The 15,034-nt window shown below is 60.3% G+C and carries 11 protein-coding genes; all 11 read right to left on the bottom strand.

The window, feature by feature from the left end:
* Positions 1 to 2: 2 nt before the first annotated feature.
* Positions 3 to 1,454, bottom strand: a complete 1,452-nt coding sequence (locus AO065_RS06545) for a mannose-1-phosphate guanylyltransferase/mannose-6-phosphate isomerase (RefSeq protein ID WP_004886262.1) — start codon at positions 1,452 to 1,454, stop codon at positions 3 to 5.
* A 116-nt stretch (positions 1,455 to 1,570) separates the two neighbouring features.
* The gene (locus AO065_RS06550) at positions 1,571 to 2,239 is read right to left on the bottom strand and encodes an alginate O-acetyltransferase AlgF (RefSeq protein ID WP_004886260.1); all 669 of its coding nucleotides are present in this window, start codon (positions 2,237 to 2,239) and stop codon (positions 1,571 to 1,573) included.
* A 12-nt stretch (positions 2,240 to 2,251) separates the two neighbouring features.
* Complete coding sequence (locus tag AO065_RS06555; protein WP_004886258.1) at positions 2,252 to 3,427, bottom strand: alginate O-acetyltransferase; 1,176 nt, start codon at positions 3,425 to 3,427, stop codon at positions 2,252 to 2,254.
* Between the two features lie 10 nt (positions 3,428 to 3,437).
* Positions 3,438 to 4,994, bottom strand: a complete 1,557-nt coding sequence (locus AO065_RS06560; RefSeq protein WP_004886255.1) for an MBOAT family O-acyltransferase — start codon at positions 4,992 to 4,994, stop codon at positions 3,438 to 3,440.
* A gap of 130 nt (positions 4,995 to 5,124) precedes the next feature.
* Complete coding sequence (locus AO065_RS06565) at positions 5,125 to 6,258, bottom strand: mannuronate-specific alginate lyase (RefSeq protein ID WP_004886251.1); 1,134 nt, start codon at positions 6,256 to 6,258, stop codon at positions 5,125 to 5,127.
* Positions 6,259 to 6,266: 8 nt separating this feature from the next.
* On the bottom strand, positions 6,267 to 7,706 hold the full coding sequence (locus AO065_RS06570; protein ID WP_004886247.1) for an alginate O-acetyltransferase AlgX-related protein: 1,440 nt from the start codon (positions 7,704 to 7,706) through the stop codon (positions 6,267 to 6,269).
* A gap of 14 nt (positions 7,707 to 7,720) precedes the next feature.
* A complete protein-coding gene (gene algG / locus AO065_RS06575) occupies positions 7,721 to 9,331 on the bottom strand; it encodes a mannuronan 5-epimerase AlgG (RefSeq protein WP_004886245.1) in 1,611 nt (536 codons plus the stop codon).
* A gap of 26 nt (positions 9,332 to 9,357) precedes the next feature.
* Positions 9,358 to 10,839: an alginate export family protein gene (locus tag AO065_RS06580; RefSeq protein WP_004886241.1), complete on the bottom strand. Its 1,482-nt coding sequence runs from the start codon at positions 10,837 to 10,839 to the stop codon at positions 9,358 to 9,360.
* Positions 10,836 to 12,248 carry an alginate biosynthesis TPR repeat lipoprotein AlgK gene (gene algK / locus AO065_RS06585; RefSeq protein WP_032652059.1) on the bottom strand — a complete coding sequence of 471 codons (1,413 nt, stop codon included), beginning with the start codon at positions 12,246 to 12,248 and terminating at the stop codon, positions 10,836 to 10,838. Before algK ends, AO065_RS06580 begins: the two co-directional genes overlap by 4 nt.
* Positions 12,249 to 12,250: 2 nt before the next feature.
* Positions 12,251 to 13,423, bottom strand: a complete 1,173-nt coding sequence (locus AO065_RS06590) for an alginate biosynthesis protein Alg44 (protein WP_004886234.1) — start codon at positions 13,421 to 13,423, stop codon at positions 12,251 to 12,253.
* A gap of 40 nt (positions 13,424 to 13,463) precedes the next feature.
* On the bottom strand, positions 13,464 to 14,945 hold the full coding sequence (gene alg8 / locus AO065_RS06595; protein WP_025994639.1) for a mannuronan synthase: 1,482 nt from the start codon (positions 14,943 to 14,945) through the stop codon (positions 13,464 to 13,466).
* Positions 14,946 to 15,034: the final 89 nt, after the last annotated feature.

Consider the following 15,034-nt stretch of genomic DNA (forward strand, 5'->3'; position numbering starts at 1 on the left):
GATCAACGCGCAATCGTCTGCGTTTTCACACCGGCTTCCAGCGCGCCCGAGCGGCCGTAGACGTCTTCGAAACGCTCGATGTCGTCTTCGCCCAGGTAGCTGCCCGATTGGACTTCGATGATTTCCAATGGAATCTTGCCCGGGTTTTTCAGGCGATGGACCGAAGCGATCGGGATGTAGGTGGACTGGTTCTCGGTCAGCAGGAACACGTTCTCGTCACAGGTTACCTGCGCAGTGCCGGATACCACGATCCAGTGCTCGGCGCGGTGGTGGTGCATCTGCAGCGACAGGCACGCGCCCGGCTTGACCGAGATACGCTTGACCTGGAAGCGGCCGCCCATGTCCACGGAGTCATACGAACCCCATGGACGGTACACTTCGAGGTGGTTCTGGGTTTCGGTACGGCCCTGTTCGTTCAGGGTGTTGACCATCTGCTTGACGCCCTGGACCTTGTCCTTGTGGGCAATCATCATGGCGTCCTTGGTTTCGACGACCACGATGTTGTCCAGACCGATCACCGACACCAGTTTGCCATTGCCGTGGATCATGCAGTTGCGGCTGTCCTGGATCACGACGTCGCCCTTGGTGACGTTGCCGTTGGCATCCTTGGCGTTCACTTCCCACAGCGACGACCAGCAGCCGACATCGCTCCAGCCTGCCGACAGCGGCACGACGCAAGCGCGCTGGGTTTTTTCCATCACGGCGTAGTCGATGGAGTTGTCCGGGCAGCAAGCGAAAGTGGAGGCATCGATTTCAACGGCGTCGCCATCGTGAACGCTGCGCTCCAGGGTCAGCAGGCAGGTGTCGTAGATGTCCGGATCGTGCTTTTTCAGCTCTTCCAGGAAGCGGCTGGCACGGAACAGGAACATGCCGCTGTTCCAGTAGTAACCACCGGCTTCGACGAACTCGTTGGCGCGTTTTTCGTCAGGCTTTTCGACGAATTGCGACACGCGGCTCACGCCTTCGGGCAGCAGCGCGTCAGCGGTGGATTTGATGTAGCCGTAACCGGTTTCCGGCTTGTTCGCCGGTACGCCGAACAGCACCATTTCGCCACGCTCGGCGGCCACGGTTGCCAGTGCCAGCGCGCGTTGCAGGGCTTTCTGGTCTTCGATCACGTGGTCGGCCGGCAGCACCAGCATCAGGCCATCGTTACCTTCGTTGACCAGTTTCATGGCGGTCAGGGCCACGGCCGGCGCAGTGTTGCGGCCGAACGGTTCCATGAGAATCGCCTGGGTTTCCAGTTTCAGGGCCGCGAGTTGCTCGCTGACGATGAAACGGTGCTCCTTGTTGCAGACCACGATCGGCTCCTGCATGCCGTCGAACACCAGACGCTGCAGTGTTTGCTGGAACAGGGTCTGGTCGCCGGTCAATGCCAGGAACTGTTTAGGGAATTGCTTGCGCGAAAGCGGCCAGAGTCGTGAACCGCTACCACCTGACAAGATCACTGGAATCATTTTATTTCTCCAATAGCATTCAATATGGGCTGTACGTGCTGTCTGTCGTTTCTGTCTTTTTCTTGTGCCGCACCGGCCGGTTCAGGCCATTGCCATGAACCGGCCAGCTTTGTCCTTTAGCGGGTTGCTACCGGTGGCTTGACCCACACTGGCGAGAGGCTGCTGCCACTGCCGGTGATGTACAGAACAGCGGCTTCGCCACGTTCCAGGGCCACAGGTTTCACATCGGTGACTTTCTTGTCGCCGTCGTACAGCGCCAGACTGACTTTGACCGGATTGATTTCACGCTCGCCGGTGCCCTTGGCTGCCACAGCCTTGACCACATCGGTCTTGCCGTCGGCGGTTTTCAGGGTCAGTGCCTTGTCGCTGAGGTTCTGCACGCGAACCAGGGATTTCTGCTTGTTCTTGAACGGTGGTTCTTCGATCAGTTGCGGTTTGCCGCTGGCGTTGTTGACCAGGGTGTAATAGTGATCGCCTGCCAGTTTCACCGGCACGCTCTGGCTGCCCAGCTTGGCGGTGTAATCGCCCTGTGGCATGAAGCTGAACGCGGTGCTGCCCAGTGGCGCGACTTCGTTCATGTTGGTGTTACCGACGCTGGCGCTGATTTCAGCGTTGCTGGCGTTGTAGACACGCACGAAGGTCGAGCCTTTCGGAGCGGTCGGGCCGTACAGGGCTGAGTCACCTGCGAAGGCTTGCAGGGACATCAGGCCCAGGCCTGCGGCCAGTGCGCAGGTTTTGAAGAAACGGTTCTTGTTCGAACGGTTTGCAGTCGTGTGTTGGGTCATGAGTCAGTCCTCTCAGTTTTGCGCCCGGTTGGGCGACTCGGATGGGTTGGCGTTCAACGCCACGTTATCTTGGGTATTTCGCGATTTTTTCAGCTCGGCGATCCACTGCTGATCGAACTCGCCAAGGTCGTTGTGAGCCGGCAGGTAGCGCTCCGGGAATTCCCAGATGACCACTTGTGGCGGGGTGTTCTTGAAGGCGTCGGTCTGCAGGTACTTGAGCATCGGCAGGATCGGGCCATGGCCGTCTTCGGCGTAGTTGACGACGTCGCTGCGCAGGGCTTCTTTCAACGCCCCGACAAAGTTCCAGTTCGGGTTGGCGCTGTAGCTGGTGCCGACCAGACCGACCGGAATATCGCTGTCTGCGAACAGGGCATCATCGCCAGCGGCTTCGCCCTGGACCGGATCGGTGCTGCGTTGCTGCAGCTCGTCAGGCTTTGGCAGCATGTTGCTGAACAGCGGATCCAGCGGCAGGAACGTGGTCAGGTCACCCTTGTACGACTCGCTGCCCTTGGCCTGAGTGACGAACTGTTCGGGCTCGCCTTCCAGCGGCGTTTTCTGGGCGATGGCGACGCCCAGTTGCTGCGCAGCCACTTCGGCGCCCATCGGCGTCCAGTGCGTATCGGTGCGCAGGAAAACCTGGCCCTTCTGCTTGGCCGCCTGCAAGGGTGCCAGCAGGTCGGGAGCGAAGATCCCGGCCTTGGCGACCTGCGCGTGGAACTGCTGATACAGATCGGCGTGCAGGCTGGCAGGCTTGGTGTCGCCGATGTGTTCCGGGTACAGACGGGTCTTGGCCGGAACGATCGCCAGAACCAGTTTGGTGCCCTGTTTTTCCAGCGCGTCACGTACGCCCTGGATCAACGCCAGGTTGTCCGCTTCGTTCTGCTCACCGTTGGCAACGGCATCGAACTCTTCATCGGTGTACAGCCACTGGTCCTTGCCGAGCACGACGCCGGGACGGCCTTCGTTGAACAGCTTGTAATCCAGCGCCGCCCAGAGGTTGGTGCCCAGGCGCTTGATCGGAAACTCATCGTCGTAATGGGTTTCCGCCGCCTTGGTCCACTTGCCGTTGAGCACGGTGGTCTCGGCCGAAGTCGAGAACGTGCTGAAGCTGCGCAGCGACCAGGCGCCCAGGATCAACAGCAGACCCAGGAAGATGGCGATGTAGAGGATTCGTAATGAACGGGTCATGTCAGGCTCCTCAGAACTGGAAGTAAAGGAACGGCGAGAAGCTCTGCGCCGAAAGTTTGAGAATCGAAGCAACGAACAGCAGCAGGATCAGTGCGCGCATGGCGTAGCGGGGCCAGTCGGCAACCCAGTAGGCCGGTTGCACCTGCGCTTCGCTGCCCACGGTGTAGCCAGGCAGATGCAGGCTGCCGGGCGCGTCGCCAGGAACGGCCTTGATGGTGCCCGGTTGGGCAGTCGCAGGGCCGTCGGCCTTGGCGCTCTTGCCATCGTCGGCCTGACGGTTCTGGTAGAAGTCACGCAGACCGAAGAACGCCAGGGTTGCGTAGGCCAGAACCAGCGTCGCCACTTGCAGGCCAGTGAGGCTTGCACGGTTGAGCTCGGACAGTTGCCATTCGCCGAAGCTGAACATGGCGCCGTACATGCGGCCCGCCACGTGCAGGTTTTCTGCGCGGAAGATCACCCAGCCAATCACCACCAGCAGGAAAGTCAGTGCCCAGCGGATCACGTTGAAGCTGTAAGGCTTGGTGTTGATGCCCAGCGCTTTCTCGATTGCCAGCCACATGCCGTGCCAGGCACCCCAGATGATGTAGGTGACGTTGGCGCCGTGCCAGAGACCGCCCAGCAGCATGGTCAGGAACAGGTTGCGGTAGGTCGCGAACTTGCCGCCACGGTTGCCGCCCAGGGTGATGTACAGGTAGTCACGCAGCCAGGTGGACAGGCTGATGTGCCAGCGACGCCAGAACTCGGTGATCGACTGGCTGATGTAGGGCTGCTTGAAGTTTTCCATGAAGCGGAAACCCATCATCAGACCCAGGCCGATAGCCATGTCGCTGTAACCGGAGAAGTCGAAATACAGCTGTGCGGTGTACGCCAGTGCGCCGAGCCAGGCATCGCCTGTGGTCGGGTTCTGCAGGGCGAAGCAGTGATCCGCCACAACCGCGAGGGTGTCGGCGATGAACACTTTCTTGATGAAGCCCTGCATGAAGCGCGTGGCGCCTTCGGAGAACTTGTCCAGTGTGTGCGTGCGGTTGTTGAACTGGTCGGCCAGGTCACGGAAGCGCAACACGGGACCTGCGATCAGGTGCGGGAAGATCGCCACGAACGCCGCAAAATCGATCAGGTTGCGGGTTGCCGGGGTGTCGCCGCGATACACGTCGATGATGTAGCTGATGGACTCGAACACGTAGAACGAGATACCGATCGGCAACAGCACGTGCGTCAGGATGAACGGTTCCAGACCCATGGAGGTCATGGCCGCGTTGATGCTGTCCACGCCGAAGTTCGCGTACTTGAAGTAGCCCAGAATGCCGAGGTCCACGACCACACCGAGCAGCAGCCAGCGCTGTGCCGGTTTGGTCCGCACGCCTGCTGCGCCCACCTGGAGGCCGATCCAGTAGTTCCAGACCGTCACGCCGATGAACAGCGCCAGGAAGTCCACACGCCACCAGGCGTAGAAGATGTAGCTGGCGATCAGCAGCAGCAGATTGCGATAGCGTTGCCCGCTCAGGTAGTACAAGCCGAGGAAGATCGGCAAGAACAGGAACAGGAACACGTTGGATGAGAAAACCATCCTTATCTCTCCGTTTGTCCAACATTCAAGGGCCCAAAGCCCCCCCAAACCCCCCATCGAAAACAGGGGGGTGAATCACTCTGGGAGCCGATGAATCAGCTCCCGCCACTCAAAGCATTACGTCACCGAATCAGGAACCGTCCTTGTCACCTTTTTCATGGGACGGGTCGTAGACCTTGGTCAGGTCGCCGCCCAGACGGAACGTCTTGAACGGCTGCTTTTCATGTTTCTCTTCAAGCGTTTCGGCGTTGCAGGTGTAGAGCGCGCAGAACGGTTCCAGCCAGGCGAATTTCGGGTCCTTCTTCAGGTCCGTCATGTCCTGTTTTTCGCCGTTGTGCTCGGCAAACATCGAAGGATCTTTCACCCCGGCCAGCACGCGATCGGCCAGTCGCTTCAAGGCGCCGTTGTTTTCCGGACGCAGATCCACACCGTTGGCCTGGGCGAAGCTGGCGATCATGGCCAGTGGCGGCAGGGCATAGTTGTGGTACGAAAGGGCGCGTTGACGGCGCTTCATTTCGTTCGGCAGGAAACCGTCCTTGTCCACCTGATTGGCGGCAACCTTGAATTCCTTCACTGCCCAGTCGAACAGGTCCTGACGATTGGTCGCGACGGCTGTTGCCATCACTGACCAGGCGGCCCAGTACGAGTGGTTGTTGATTTTTTCCAGCGGCAGATTGCTCCAGTCGCTGACGACCTGATCAGCCAGTTTGCTGAACCAGGCTTCGATGATCTGCGCGTCCTGCTGACGGTTGGCCAGCGGTTTGGACTCGGAGAATTTCAGCCGCAGGTACGCCGACGACATGCTGCCCAGCGCCCATTTGCGCATCGACTTGCCGGTGTGGTTGAACTCGCGGGATTCAAGCGCATCGGCCTTGGCCCACGTGGTCATCATGTTCAACGCACAGTCGAGCTGCTCGGGACGACCGTCGCGCATGTACTGCATCACGACTTTGCTGACGCCGCGTTCAAGGGTGGTGATGTCCTTGGTCGCATCGCGAAACGCTTCTTCGGATTTCAGGTTCAGCGTGGCGCGAGCCTTGTCAGAGCCTTCGTACTTGCTGCGAAACACCAGTTTGTCGGTGTACGGCTTGGGAATGGCATCACAGGTAAAGTTGTGATCACCGGTCTTCATTTTTTCGATCGGTGCGTCATAACCCTTGGGTGGGACCAGTGTCGCGGCTGCGGATGCACCCATGGCCCAGGCCATCGATGACAGGATTGCCATCGACAGCAGGGTAGGGCGTATCAGTTTCGGAGTCTGCATAAGTCACCTCATAGTCCGGCTTGAGCGGTGTGTTTCGCAGCGCTCGGGAACACGTTGCGTTTGCATACTTTCGCTTCGACTTTCTGTGGTTCTGCTCCTGCTTCCGGTCCCTGGATTTCGAGGGCCAGCAACTGCTGATCAGCCCAGTCCTCGTCTTCGCGCAATTCAAAGGCGAAACGTCCATCGGTGTCAGAGGTTTCCGGTTTTTCGATTTTCAGGTCTTCGTGGCGACCGTTCATGTACCAGAGCCTGGCCTGAAGGACTTTCACGGAGGTGTCGTCGAAGCGGATATCGATCTGGTTGCTGCCGTTACGAATGTCCTTGATGCCGTTCTTGCCGTTGACCAGCACTTCGTTGTTGCCCGGCTTCAGGGTGGTGCTGGCGCTCATGACCGCCGGCTTGCCTTCGCAACCGTTGTCCAGCAGCGCCATCATCTGGCGATAGATGGTTTCCTGATCGAGGCGATACAGCGGCGAGAATTCCCAGATGAGAATTTTCGGCGGACGCTTCTGGAAGTCTTCGCTGCCCAGGTACTGCAGCATCGAACCTTCCAGACCACCGCCGGGGAACGCCACGTTCAGCACGTCCGCGCTGAGGTATTCCTGCAGGAAGCCGCCGAAGTTGTAGTTCTTGCCACTGTGGCTGGTGCCGACCAGGGTGATTTCCGGGTTGCCGGAATCGCCGAACAGATCGCCGTCACCGGCTTCGCCTTTCGGCTCGGTGCTGAACTGGTCCATGTACTGGATCGCGTAGCTGGTGCCGCACAACTGGCCTGCCATGTTGTGCAGGGTGCCGGTCTTGCCCATGCGTCCGGAAATGTGGCTTTCGAACTCGCGCTTGGGAATGTCCGCGTAGCCCGGGACTTTCTTGACGGTCTCGGCCACGATCTTCGCCGTGCGTTGTGCGCCATAAGGCGTCCAGTGCTGGTCGCCGCGGAAGTAGAAGTCGTGCGCCTGCTGCTCGTTGGTGAGCGGTGACAGGTCAGGTACCCAGTAGCCCATCTTGCTGAAGCGACCGAGCATGGCCTGATAGTTTTTCAGCGCCTTGTCGTAGTCGTACTTGTCGCGTTCGGCCGGGAACAGTTTGTTGCGATCCACCAGGCCGCGCGTCGGCTGATAGACCACCACCAGCTCGACACCCTTGCTCTTGAACGCGTCATGCAGTTCTTTCATGCGACGGTAGCCGGCAGGCGTGGTGTCGAATTCGGTACGCAGGTCTTCCTGAGTACGGAACAGCCAGTCGCCTTCGGCCTGTACCAGCGTGGTGAAGTTCTGCTGATAGCGCGTGGTGTAGTTCTTCGCGTCGTGCGCAGCCGGGCACAGGCTGCAGCAGGGCTCGGCGGTAAAGGTCGGCGCCTGCGAGTCGTCGGCCCGAGCGACACCGGCGGCGGCCATCAGCGCGGCGGTGAGGCTGGACAGGCTCAACAGCTTGATCAAATGTGCGTGCATAACAATACCCTTCCTCATTCCCGCAGCTCGGTCTGGCTTTCGACGGGGTCGATCAATACGGCTTTCTTCTGGCGTACCAGCAGGTCGAGGATCTCGTTCTGGCGCTCGCCCAGGATGCCGTTGAGGCTGATGCCGACTTCCTTGGTCGGGGCCAGCATCGAGACGCGATACAGCTCGACACTCAGGGGCGAGTCGATGGACAGCGGGCCGGAGCCGTTGCTGGCCAGTTCGCCGCCGACCATGATCAGCGACACCTGAGCGTCGAACGGATCGAGCTCGATGTCGCGGTCGGTATCGCTCAGGTCCTTGATGTGGCCGTAGACGCCCATCAGCCCGTTACCGGTGGCGATGTTTTCGTACAGCTTGATGTTCACGCTGTTACGCACGCGGATACCGTGGCGGCGGTTGGCAATCACACGGTTGCCCCACAGCAGGTTGTTGCCGCTTTCGTACAGGGTGATGCCGTCGGTGTGGTTCTGATAGATCTCGTTGTAGGCGACGATGTTGCCGACGCTGTTACGGTCCAGAACCACGCCGGACAACTTGTTGTCATGGCTCTTGTTGCGGAAGATGAAGCTGTTGTCGACTTCCCGGGAAATGATGATCCCGTGCTTCTTCTTGGTCCCGTAAACGTCGTTCTCGGCGATGATCAGGCCGTGGGAACGGTCGTGCGGGTCAATGCCGTAGACGATGTTGTCGCGGTAGGTGTTGCCCTTGACCACGAAATCACGTGTCTCGTAGCAGTAGAAGCCGTACCACATGTCCGAGAATTCCGAATCGATGATCCAGCCGGTCGGTTCGGCACGCTTGAGGATCTTCGCGGTGTTCGGCGTGTACTGGGAAATACTGATGCCGTAGGACTTGCTCTGGTCGTAGCCCATGCTCGCCATTTTGGTGTTGGCGATCCAGGTTTCCGAGCCACCCCAGGTCAGCACGAACGGGCGAAACTCGTCAGGCTTGCGATAGGTCGCCAGGCCGTTGCGGGTCTCACTCCAGGCGTTGACCTGGGTGTGGGTAATCAGCATTTTGCCTTCGCTGACGATGAACGAGCCTTTCTCCTGAGACAGACGCAATTCCCTGGTCTTGCTGTCGATCTCGAAGATGCCGGTTTCCTTGACCAGGATCGGCAGACGCGCCACGTAGACGCCTGGCGACACTTCATTCAGAAACTGCTTGGGCACCTTCTTGACCAGGTCCTGAAGGTTCACGTAGCCGTCGGAAATCATGATCGCTTGCGGGATACCCTTTTGACGGGTCACCCATTCAGCCATCTTGTTGTCGCCGCCAATGAATTCCTTCAGGCCGGTTTCTTCCATCATCCGGGCAACAGTGACCTTGCCCGGCTTGTTGCGCACGATCTTTTTCAACGCCGCCTCGGCGGTGTAGCCGCTGAGGTCGGGCAGCACCGGCTTGGCCATTTCCAGCGGCGCGGTCGGCGGGCTGGTGATGGTGTAGGTCTTGGCCTGTTGCAGCTCCTTGACCACCGCCTTCGGCGCCTCGGGGGTGACAGGCGCGTTGGCCAGTGCGGCACCGCTTGCCATCAGCAGCGCGCTGCTCAGCACGGCGCTTTCCAGCAGGGCGTGTGGCCAGGTGCGGCTACGCCCGTTGCTTGCTTGACTGTTCATCTGTGGCACTCCTTTGGCGGTTCGCATCAGAAGCGCCAGATGACGTCGACAATGGCGCGGTGCATGTATTCATCCACGCCGTTGTGGTACGCGTCGCCGGGCTTGAAGACGCCGGCACGCAAGCGCACCAGAGCCGACGGTTCGTCGAAGGACTGGCTCAACGAGGCTGGCAGCAGGCCCTGTTTGAAGTACTTGGTCACGACCAGGTCCATTTCCTGACCGAGGTCCTTGCGACCGTCTTCCAGCGGCAGCGAACTGAAAGTATTGCTGTCGCCGTTCTCGCGAACAGCGTTGATACCCGAGCCACCGATGCCGGTGTTGCCGTCTACACGGCGGAACTTGTGGTAGATCAGCGAGGCGTCGTATTCCTCGTTCATCTGCCAGGAAGCGAACAGCGAGCCGGTTTCCACGTTGGCCATTTCGCCCTGGAAGGCTTCACCGAAGCGATGAATACGCGAGCGGGTGCCTGTCCAGTTCGAACGGTTGCTTTCCAGGCCGTTCTGAACGTAATCCTTGCTGGCGCGCGAGTAGGCCGCACCGACTTGCCACTGAGGATCCAGACGCAGACGCAGGCCCAGGTCGGTGGCCCAGCCGTTCATGTCGCGGCTGTTCTTCTCACCGGCAAAGTACTGGTCATTCACGCCGTTGACGCGGATCTCGTCACGGTCGCCGTTGAGCCAGGTCAGGCTGCCCCAGTAGTTGAGCTGATTGGTGTTGCGGTAGTTGTAGGCATCGCTGTCAGCCTGGAGACCCAGCCAGGTCAGGTCGCCGTTGGAGGTCTTGTCCAGGTCGTCGAGTTCCTGACCCTGATCCTTGAGCTTGCCGTCGTCGTGGCTGTAGTGCGCACGTACGCCTGCCCAGTGACCCGGAGTCCACTGGTAGCTGGCCGAACCGAACAGGTGCTGGCGATCTTCATCGTCGGGGGCCAGTTCGGTCAGGTCGGTGCGGTATTCGCTGAAACGCTGTGCAGCGCCCACTTCGGCACGCAGCAGCGTGGTGTCGAAGGTCCAGTTGATGGCTTCGATGTTGGTGTCGTGCCACTGACCGTCGTCATTGCGCAGACGCTGACGACCGACTTTCAGGATCTCGCCGGGGTAGGGCGTGAAGCCGCTGTAGCCGATCCAGAATTCGCGCAGTGCCAGGTAGGATTTGTCGACTTCGCGCTCGCTGGCGGTGCCACGGGACACTTGAGTCTGACCGTCGCCTGCGCCGGTGGACTGCTCCAGCGGGTCGGTCTGAATGGTGTCGGTGGCGGTGACCACCTGGCCCATGGCGTAACCGCTCCAGTTGCCGCGCTCGCCGTACACCCATGGACGCAGGTCAAGGCCCAGGCCGCTGACGTCGCCGCCCGAACGGGTGCCCAGATCACGGTCGTCTTCCAGTTGGCCGGTGGCTTTCACTTCCAGGCCGAAATTCTGTTGTTCGGTCAGGGCTGCCAGTGTCGGGCACGCCCACAGCAGGCTGAAGCCAAGGCCCACGCCGGCGGCCATCAGGGGATTCAACTTCATAGTGCTTCCTCACCGTCTTTTTCTTCTTGCAGGGCCTGCATCGCCATCACGCTCTGGTTGGCGGCTGCGCCCCGGACTTTTTGCTCACGTGCCAACAGATCCTTGGCGCCGGCGAGCTTTTCAGGCGGCAGTGTGGTGCTCAGTTGCTGGGCCAGTTCAGTGGCCTGCGGTGTTTCGCTGGTCAGCGCCAGTTGGGCGAATACCCAGGCATTGACCGGGTCAGGCTTGGTGCCTTTGCCTTGGGAGAACAGTTGCGCGAGGGCGAAGTCGGCGCTGTTCTGGCCACCACGAGCGGCGGTCAGCAACTCGTCCACGGCTTTTTGTGGATAAACCTGGCCGAGGTAGCCGCGGCGGTAGATCTGACCCAGGTAGTAATGGGCAGAGATTTCCGTCGCTGCGGCTTTCTTCAAGTGCGCTTCGGCCTTGAAGGCGTCGGGCGTGACCCATTTGCCTTCGTAGTACAGGCGACCCAGCAGCAGCTCGGCGCGCGGCTGGTCGGCTGCGCGGCCGTTTTCCAGGTACTCCATCATCTTGTTGACGTCGCCCAGTTCGGGGAAGTCGTAAAGCAGCTTGGCCAGGGTGACCCACGAAGCGGGATAGCCCGGCGCGATGCCTTCCAGCAATTGCTGGGCAGTCTTTTCGTCTGGCGTGCCGATGGTCGAGTCGCCCAGTACGCGTGCCACGCTGTCCACACGCTGAGCGCTGATGCGGCCAGCGGCGTGTTCGCTTTTCAGGCGTTCGATCAAGGCAGCCTGCGGCTCGGCCTGACCACGCGTCTGGTAGACGGTGGCCAGTTCGACGTAGCAGATGTCAGTGGTGTTCAGCGCCTGCTTGCAGATGCTTTCCACTTCATCCAGATGCTCGGCATAGGTGCCCTGAGTGCGATACAGCAGCACCTGGGCCAGACCTGCTTCCGGATAACCGGCAGCGCGCCACTGGCTGATCTTCTGCTGCGCATTCACGTCCGGGAAGGTGTGCGGGTATTGCAGATAGAGCATGGCTAGCGGGACCAGCGTGCCGGACTCACCATTGGCGAAGGCTTTCTTCAGCAGCGTTTCGGCTTCGTGGCGTTCGGAGTCGGTGGCGTCCGGCTTGGCGGCCAGCAGACGGCCCAGGCGCGATTGCGCCCGTGGCGAAGTCTCGGCGGCCGCACGGTAAGTGGCTTCCGCCTGCTTGAGCAGGGCAGGGTCGCGGGTGTTGACCTGGATATCAGCCAGACCAACCTGTGCATCGCTGTAGCCCAGGTCCGCCAGCTGCCGATAGTTCTGCTCCGCCAATGCAGTGTCGCCGTTTTTCAAGGCTTCATTGGCAAGACGTTGGTCAGGCAGGCCGGCACAGCCGCTCAGGCCGAGCGCGACGGCGAGGCTCAATAGCGTGGGGGTCGACAGGCGTCGTAATGGGCTGCTCATGATTACAGACCCGCGGCCACGGCTTTGTCGATCAGCCAGTTCACGGATGGACCGCGATCACTGACCACTTCAACAGGACGGCCGGCGAGCGAGCTGCTCAGGCTTTCGTCAGGCTTGATCTGCACACGGATGTCGGTGGACAGGTCGGTGTCGCTCAGGTTAGTGCTGCTGACGATCTCGCCAGTGCGCAGTTTGTTTTCGCCTGCAACCTGGAAGCTGACACGGGTGCCCGGCTTGACGTCGTTGAACTGGCGATAGGTGAAGCGTGCTTCAACCGTGGCCGGTGCGTTGCGTGGCACCAGTTGGAAGATCACCTGACCCTTGCTGGCGTACTGACCGTCGGCGACCAGCTGGCGAGCCACGACGCAGTCACATGGGCTGGTCAGGGTGCCGCTCATCTGCTTGCCATACAGCTCTTCGATTTTCGCAGGCTGCAGGTCTTCACCGGTCAGGCTGCCTTTGAGCATTTCCAGCATGCTGGTGTTGAAGCTTGCCAGTGGCGCGCCTTTGGTGGTTTCGCCGTTCGGCTGAACCAGGCTCTGCACGGTGCCTTCGCGCGGCATGGTGATGTCCATGCTCGGGATCGAGACCAGACCGGCCGAGGCGTGGCTGACGAAGTACAGGCCGTAGATGGTTTTGAAGATAAAACCGAACGCTGCCAGACCGACGATGAAGATGCCGAGGCTGAAGGTGACTGCACGCAGGCGACCCATAGCGCTCATGCCGCCGTCGTTGCCCTTGACCTTGCGCGCCTTGGTGAAGTTGTCGCGCTGCAGGGTTGCCAGCACTTCGCCCAGGCTGACGATGTCGCCGGACAGGTGCGAGGTGATCAGGTGGCGCAGTGTGGCGATGTCCTGGGCTTCCAGATTCTGGAACTGGCAACCGACACGGCCGCTGGCGTTGTCGACCGAACGGACCTGCATTTCCACGTCCATGGCCAGACCGAGGTTGTCGATCAAAAACTGCAGGCGGCCCTTGATGACCTCACCTGCGGTGTAGCGCTGACCCTGCGGGGCGATGAAGCTCAGGCCGCCGGCCGACAGGTCTTCGATGCGCACCAGCGGGGCGTTCGGCTGATCGTTCAGCAGGCGCAGCTTGGCAGGGATCTTGACCCGGGCGTGTTGGCGCTGGGCTTCGGATTCATGTACGACGTTCGCATTCACGGCTGTATTCATGGCTAATTTTCCTACTTAAGCGATTAATCCGTTGGCCCGGTCAAACCATCGTCAACAGCACGGCGACGAAGATGGTGCCAGCCGAGAAAGTCATGGTTCGGGACGACCACGTGTTGAACCAACCCTGAAAGCTGGCCATGTCGCGGCTGAGTTTGGTGTCCTGGCGCGTCCAGGACTGGCGGTCCAGGCGGAAGAAGACGTAGATCTTCATCAGGGCGCCGACGATCTGGTTGTAATAGAGAATCAGGGGGTACGCAGGGCCGATCCTGTGTCCCGAGAAGGACAACAGCAGCGTGAGGATCAGGCGGGTCATGCCGATCCACAGCAGGTACATCAGCAGGAAGGCTCCGCCGTACTTGAAGCTGGCGATGATGGCGACCGTCAGACCGAGGATGGAGGTCCACATCGATACACGCTGGTCGAACAGCACCACACTGGTGAACAGGCCAAGGCGACGAACACCCAGGCCCAGCGCACGCGAGTTCTGACGCAGGTTGTTGCCGTACCAGCGGTACATCAGCTTGCGGCTGGCCTTGAGGAAACTCTTCTCGGGCGGGTGCTCGACCGTATTGATCGCGGCATCCGGCACGTAGAAGGTGTCGTATCCAAGGCGCATCAGGCTGAACCAGCTGGATTTGTCGTCGCCGGTCAGGAACCGGAACGTGCCCAGACGCCAGTGGTTGAGCGAGTCGCTTTCCACGTCGGCGATGAACTCGGGGTCGGTGACCACGGTGGCGCGGAAGACCGACATACGACCGGTCATGGTCAGAACGCGCTTGGACAGGGCCATCGAGCACATGTTGATGTGACGCTGAGCGAAACGCAGCTTGTGCCACTCGCTCATGATGTAACCGCCGCGCACTTCACAGAACTCGTTGGTGGTCAGGCCGCCGACGTTGTCGAACAGCTGAAACCACGGCACGGTCTTGGCCACGACGCCTTCGTTCAGAACGGTGTCACCGTCGATTACCGCAACGACCGCACGCTCATCCGGAAGGTGGCGGGAAATGGCACGGAAACCGTAGGCCAGACCGTCACGCTTGCCGGTGCCTGGGATGCGCACGAAGTCCAGCTTCACGCGGTCCGGCGGGTTGAGACGGGCCCACATCGCCTTGACCAGCAGCTCATCGGACATTTCCACCAGCGAGCAGACGATGGTGGTCGGCAGACCGCAATTGATCGCTTCACGAATGACCGAGCTGTACACCTGGGCGGTGGTCAGCGCGTCGATACGAAAGCTGGTGACCATCAGGAACACATGGGACGGATCTGCAGCCTTACCCAACTTTTGAACCTTGCGGCGCAAGTGCGGATAAACGATGTACAGAAAGATCATCCCGCGCACAAAGTGCGTAATACCCATCGAATAACGCCAGATACCCACGGCGCCAATCAGAAAGATAAAGTTCTTCGACTGTGAGTCGAAGATACTGGTGGGCAATGCCGTGGCAATACCCATTAATAAACTGAGATAAAACAGCCAACCGGCGGCCTGTAAAAGGCCGTGTTTTAGCCTCTGCATAATCTGTATCCCTAAGTCAGTTGCAAGCCTCAAGCCCCAGGCCCAAGCAGTGCTTGAACGAGTGGCCTGGAGCTTGGCGCTTGTGGCTT

Source organism: Pseudomonas viridiflava (genome assembly GCF_001642795.1).
GTDB lineage: Bacteria > Pseudomonadota > Gammaproteobacteria > Pseudomonadales > Pseudomonadaceae > Aquipseudomonas > Aquipseudomonas viridiflava.

Coding starts and splice junctions, on each gene's coding strand:
- AO065_RS06590 (WP_004886234.1), bottom strand. CDS start 13,423: ATGAATACAGCCGTGAATGCGAACGTCGTACATGAATCCGAAGCCCAG.
- AO065_RS06550 (WP_004886260.1), bottom strand. CDS start 2,239: ATGACCCAACACACGACTGCAAACCGTTCGAACAAGAACCGTTTCTTC.
- AO065_RS06545 (WP_004886262.1), bottom strand. CDS start 1,454: ATGATTCCAGTGATCTTGTCAGGTGGTAGCGGTTCACGACTCTGGCCG.
- AO065_RS06565 (WP_004886251.1), bottom strand. CDS start 6,258: ATGCAGACTCCGAAACTGATACGCCCTACCCTGCTGTCGATGGCAATC.
- AO065_RS06560 (WP_004886255.1), bottom strand. CDS start 4,994: ATGGTTTTCTCATCCAACGTGTTCCTGTTCCTGTTCTTGCCGATCTTC.
- algK (WP_032652059.1), bottom strand. CDS start 12,248: ATGAGCAGCCCATTACGACGCCTGTCGACCCCCACGCTATTGAGCCTC.
- AO065_RS06555 (WP_004886258.1), bottom strand. CDS start 3,427: ATGACCCGTTCATTACGAATCCTCTACATCGCCATCTTCCTGGGTCTG.
- AO065_RS06580 (WP_004886241.1), bottom strand. CDS start 10,839: ATGAAGTTGAATCCCCTGATGGCCGCCGGCGTGGGCCTTGGCTTCAGC.
- alg8 (WP_025994639.1), bottom strand. CDS start 14,945: ATGCAGAGGCTAAAACACGGCCTTTTACAGGCCGCCGGTTGGCTGTTT.
- AO065_RS06570 (WP_004886247.1), bottom strand. CDS start 7,706: ATGCACGCACATTTGATCAAGCTGTTGAGCCTGTCCAGCCTCACCGCC.
- algG (WP_004886245.1), bottom strand. CDS start 9,331: ATGAACAGTCAAGCAAGCAACGGGCGTAGCCGCACCTGGCCACACGCC.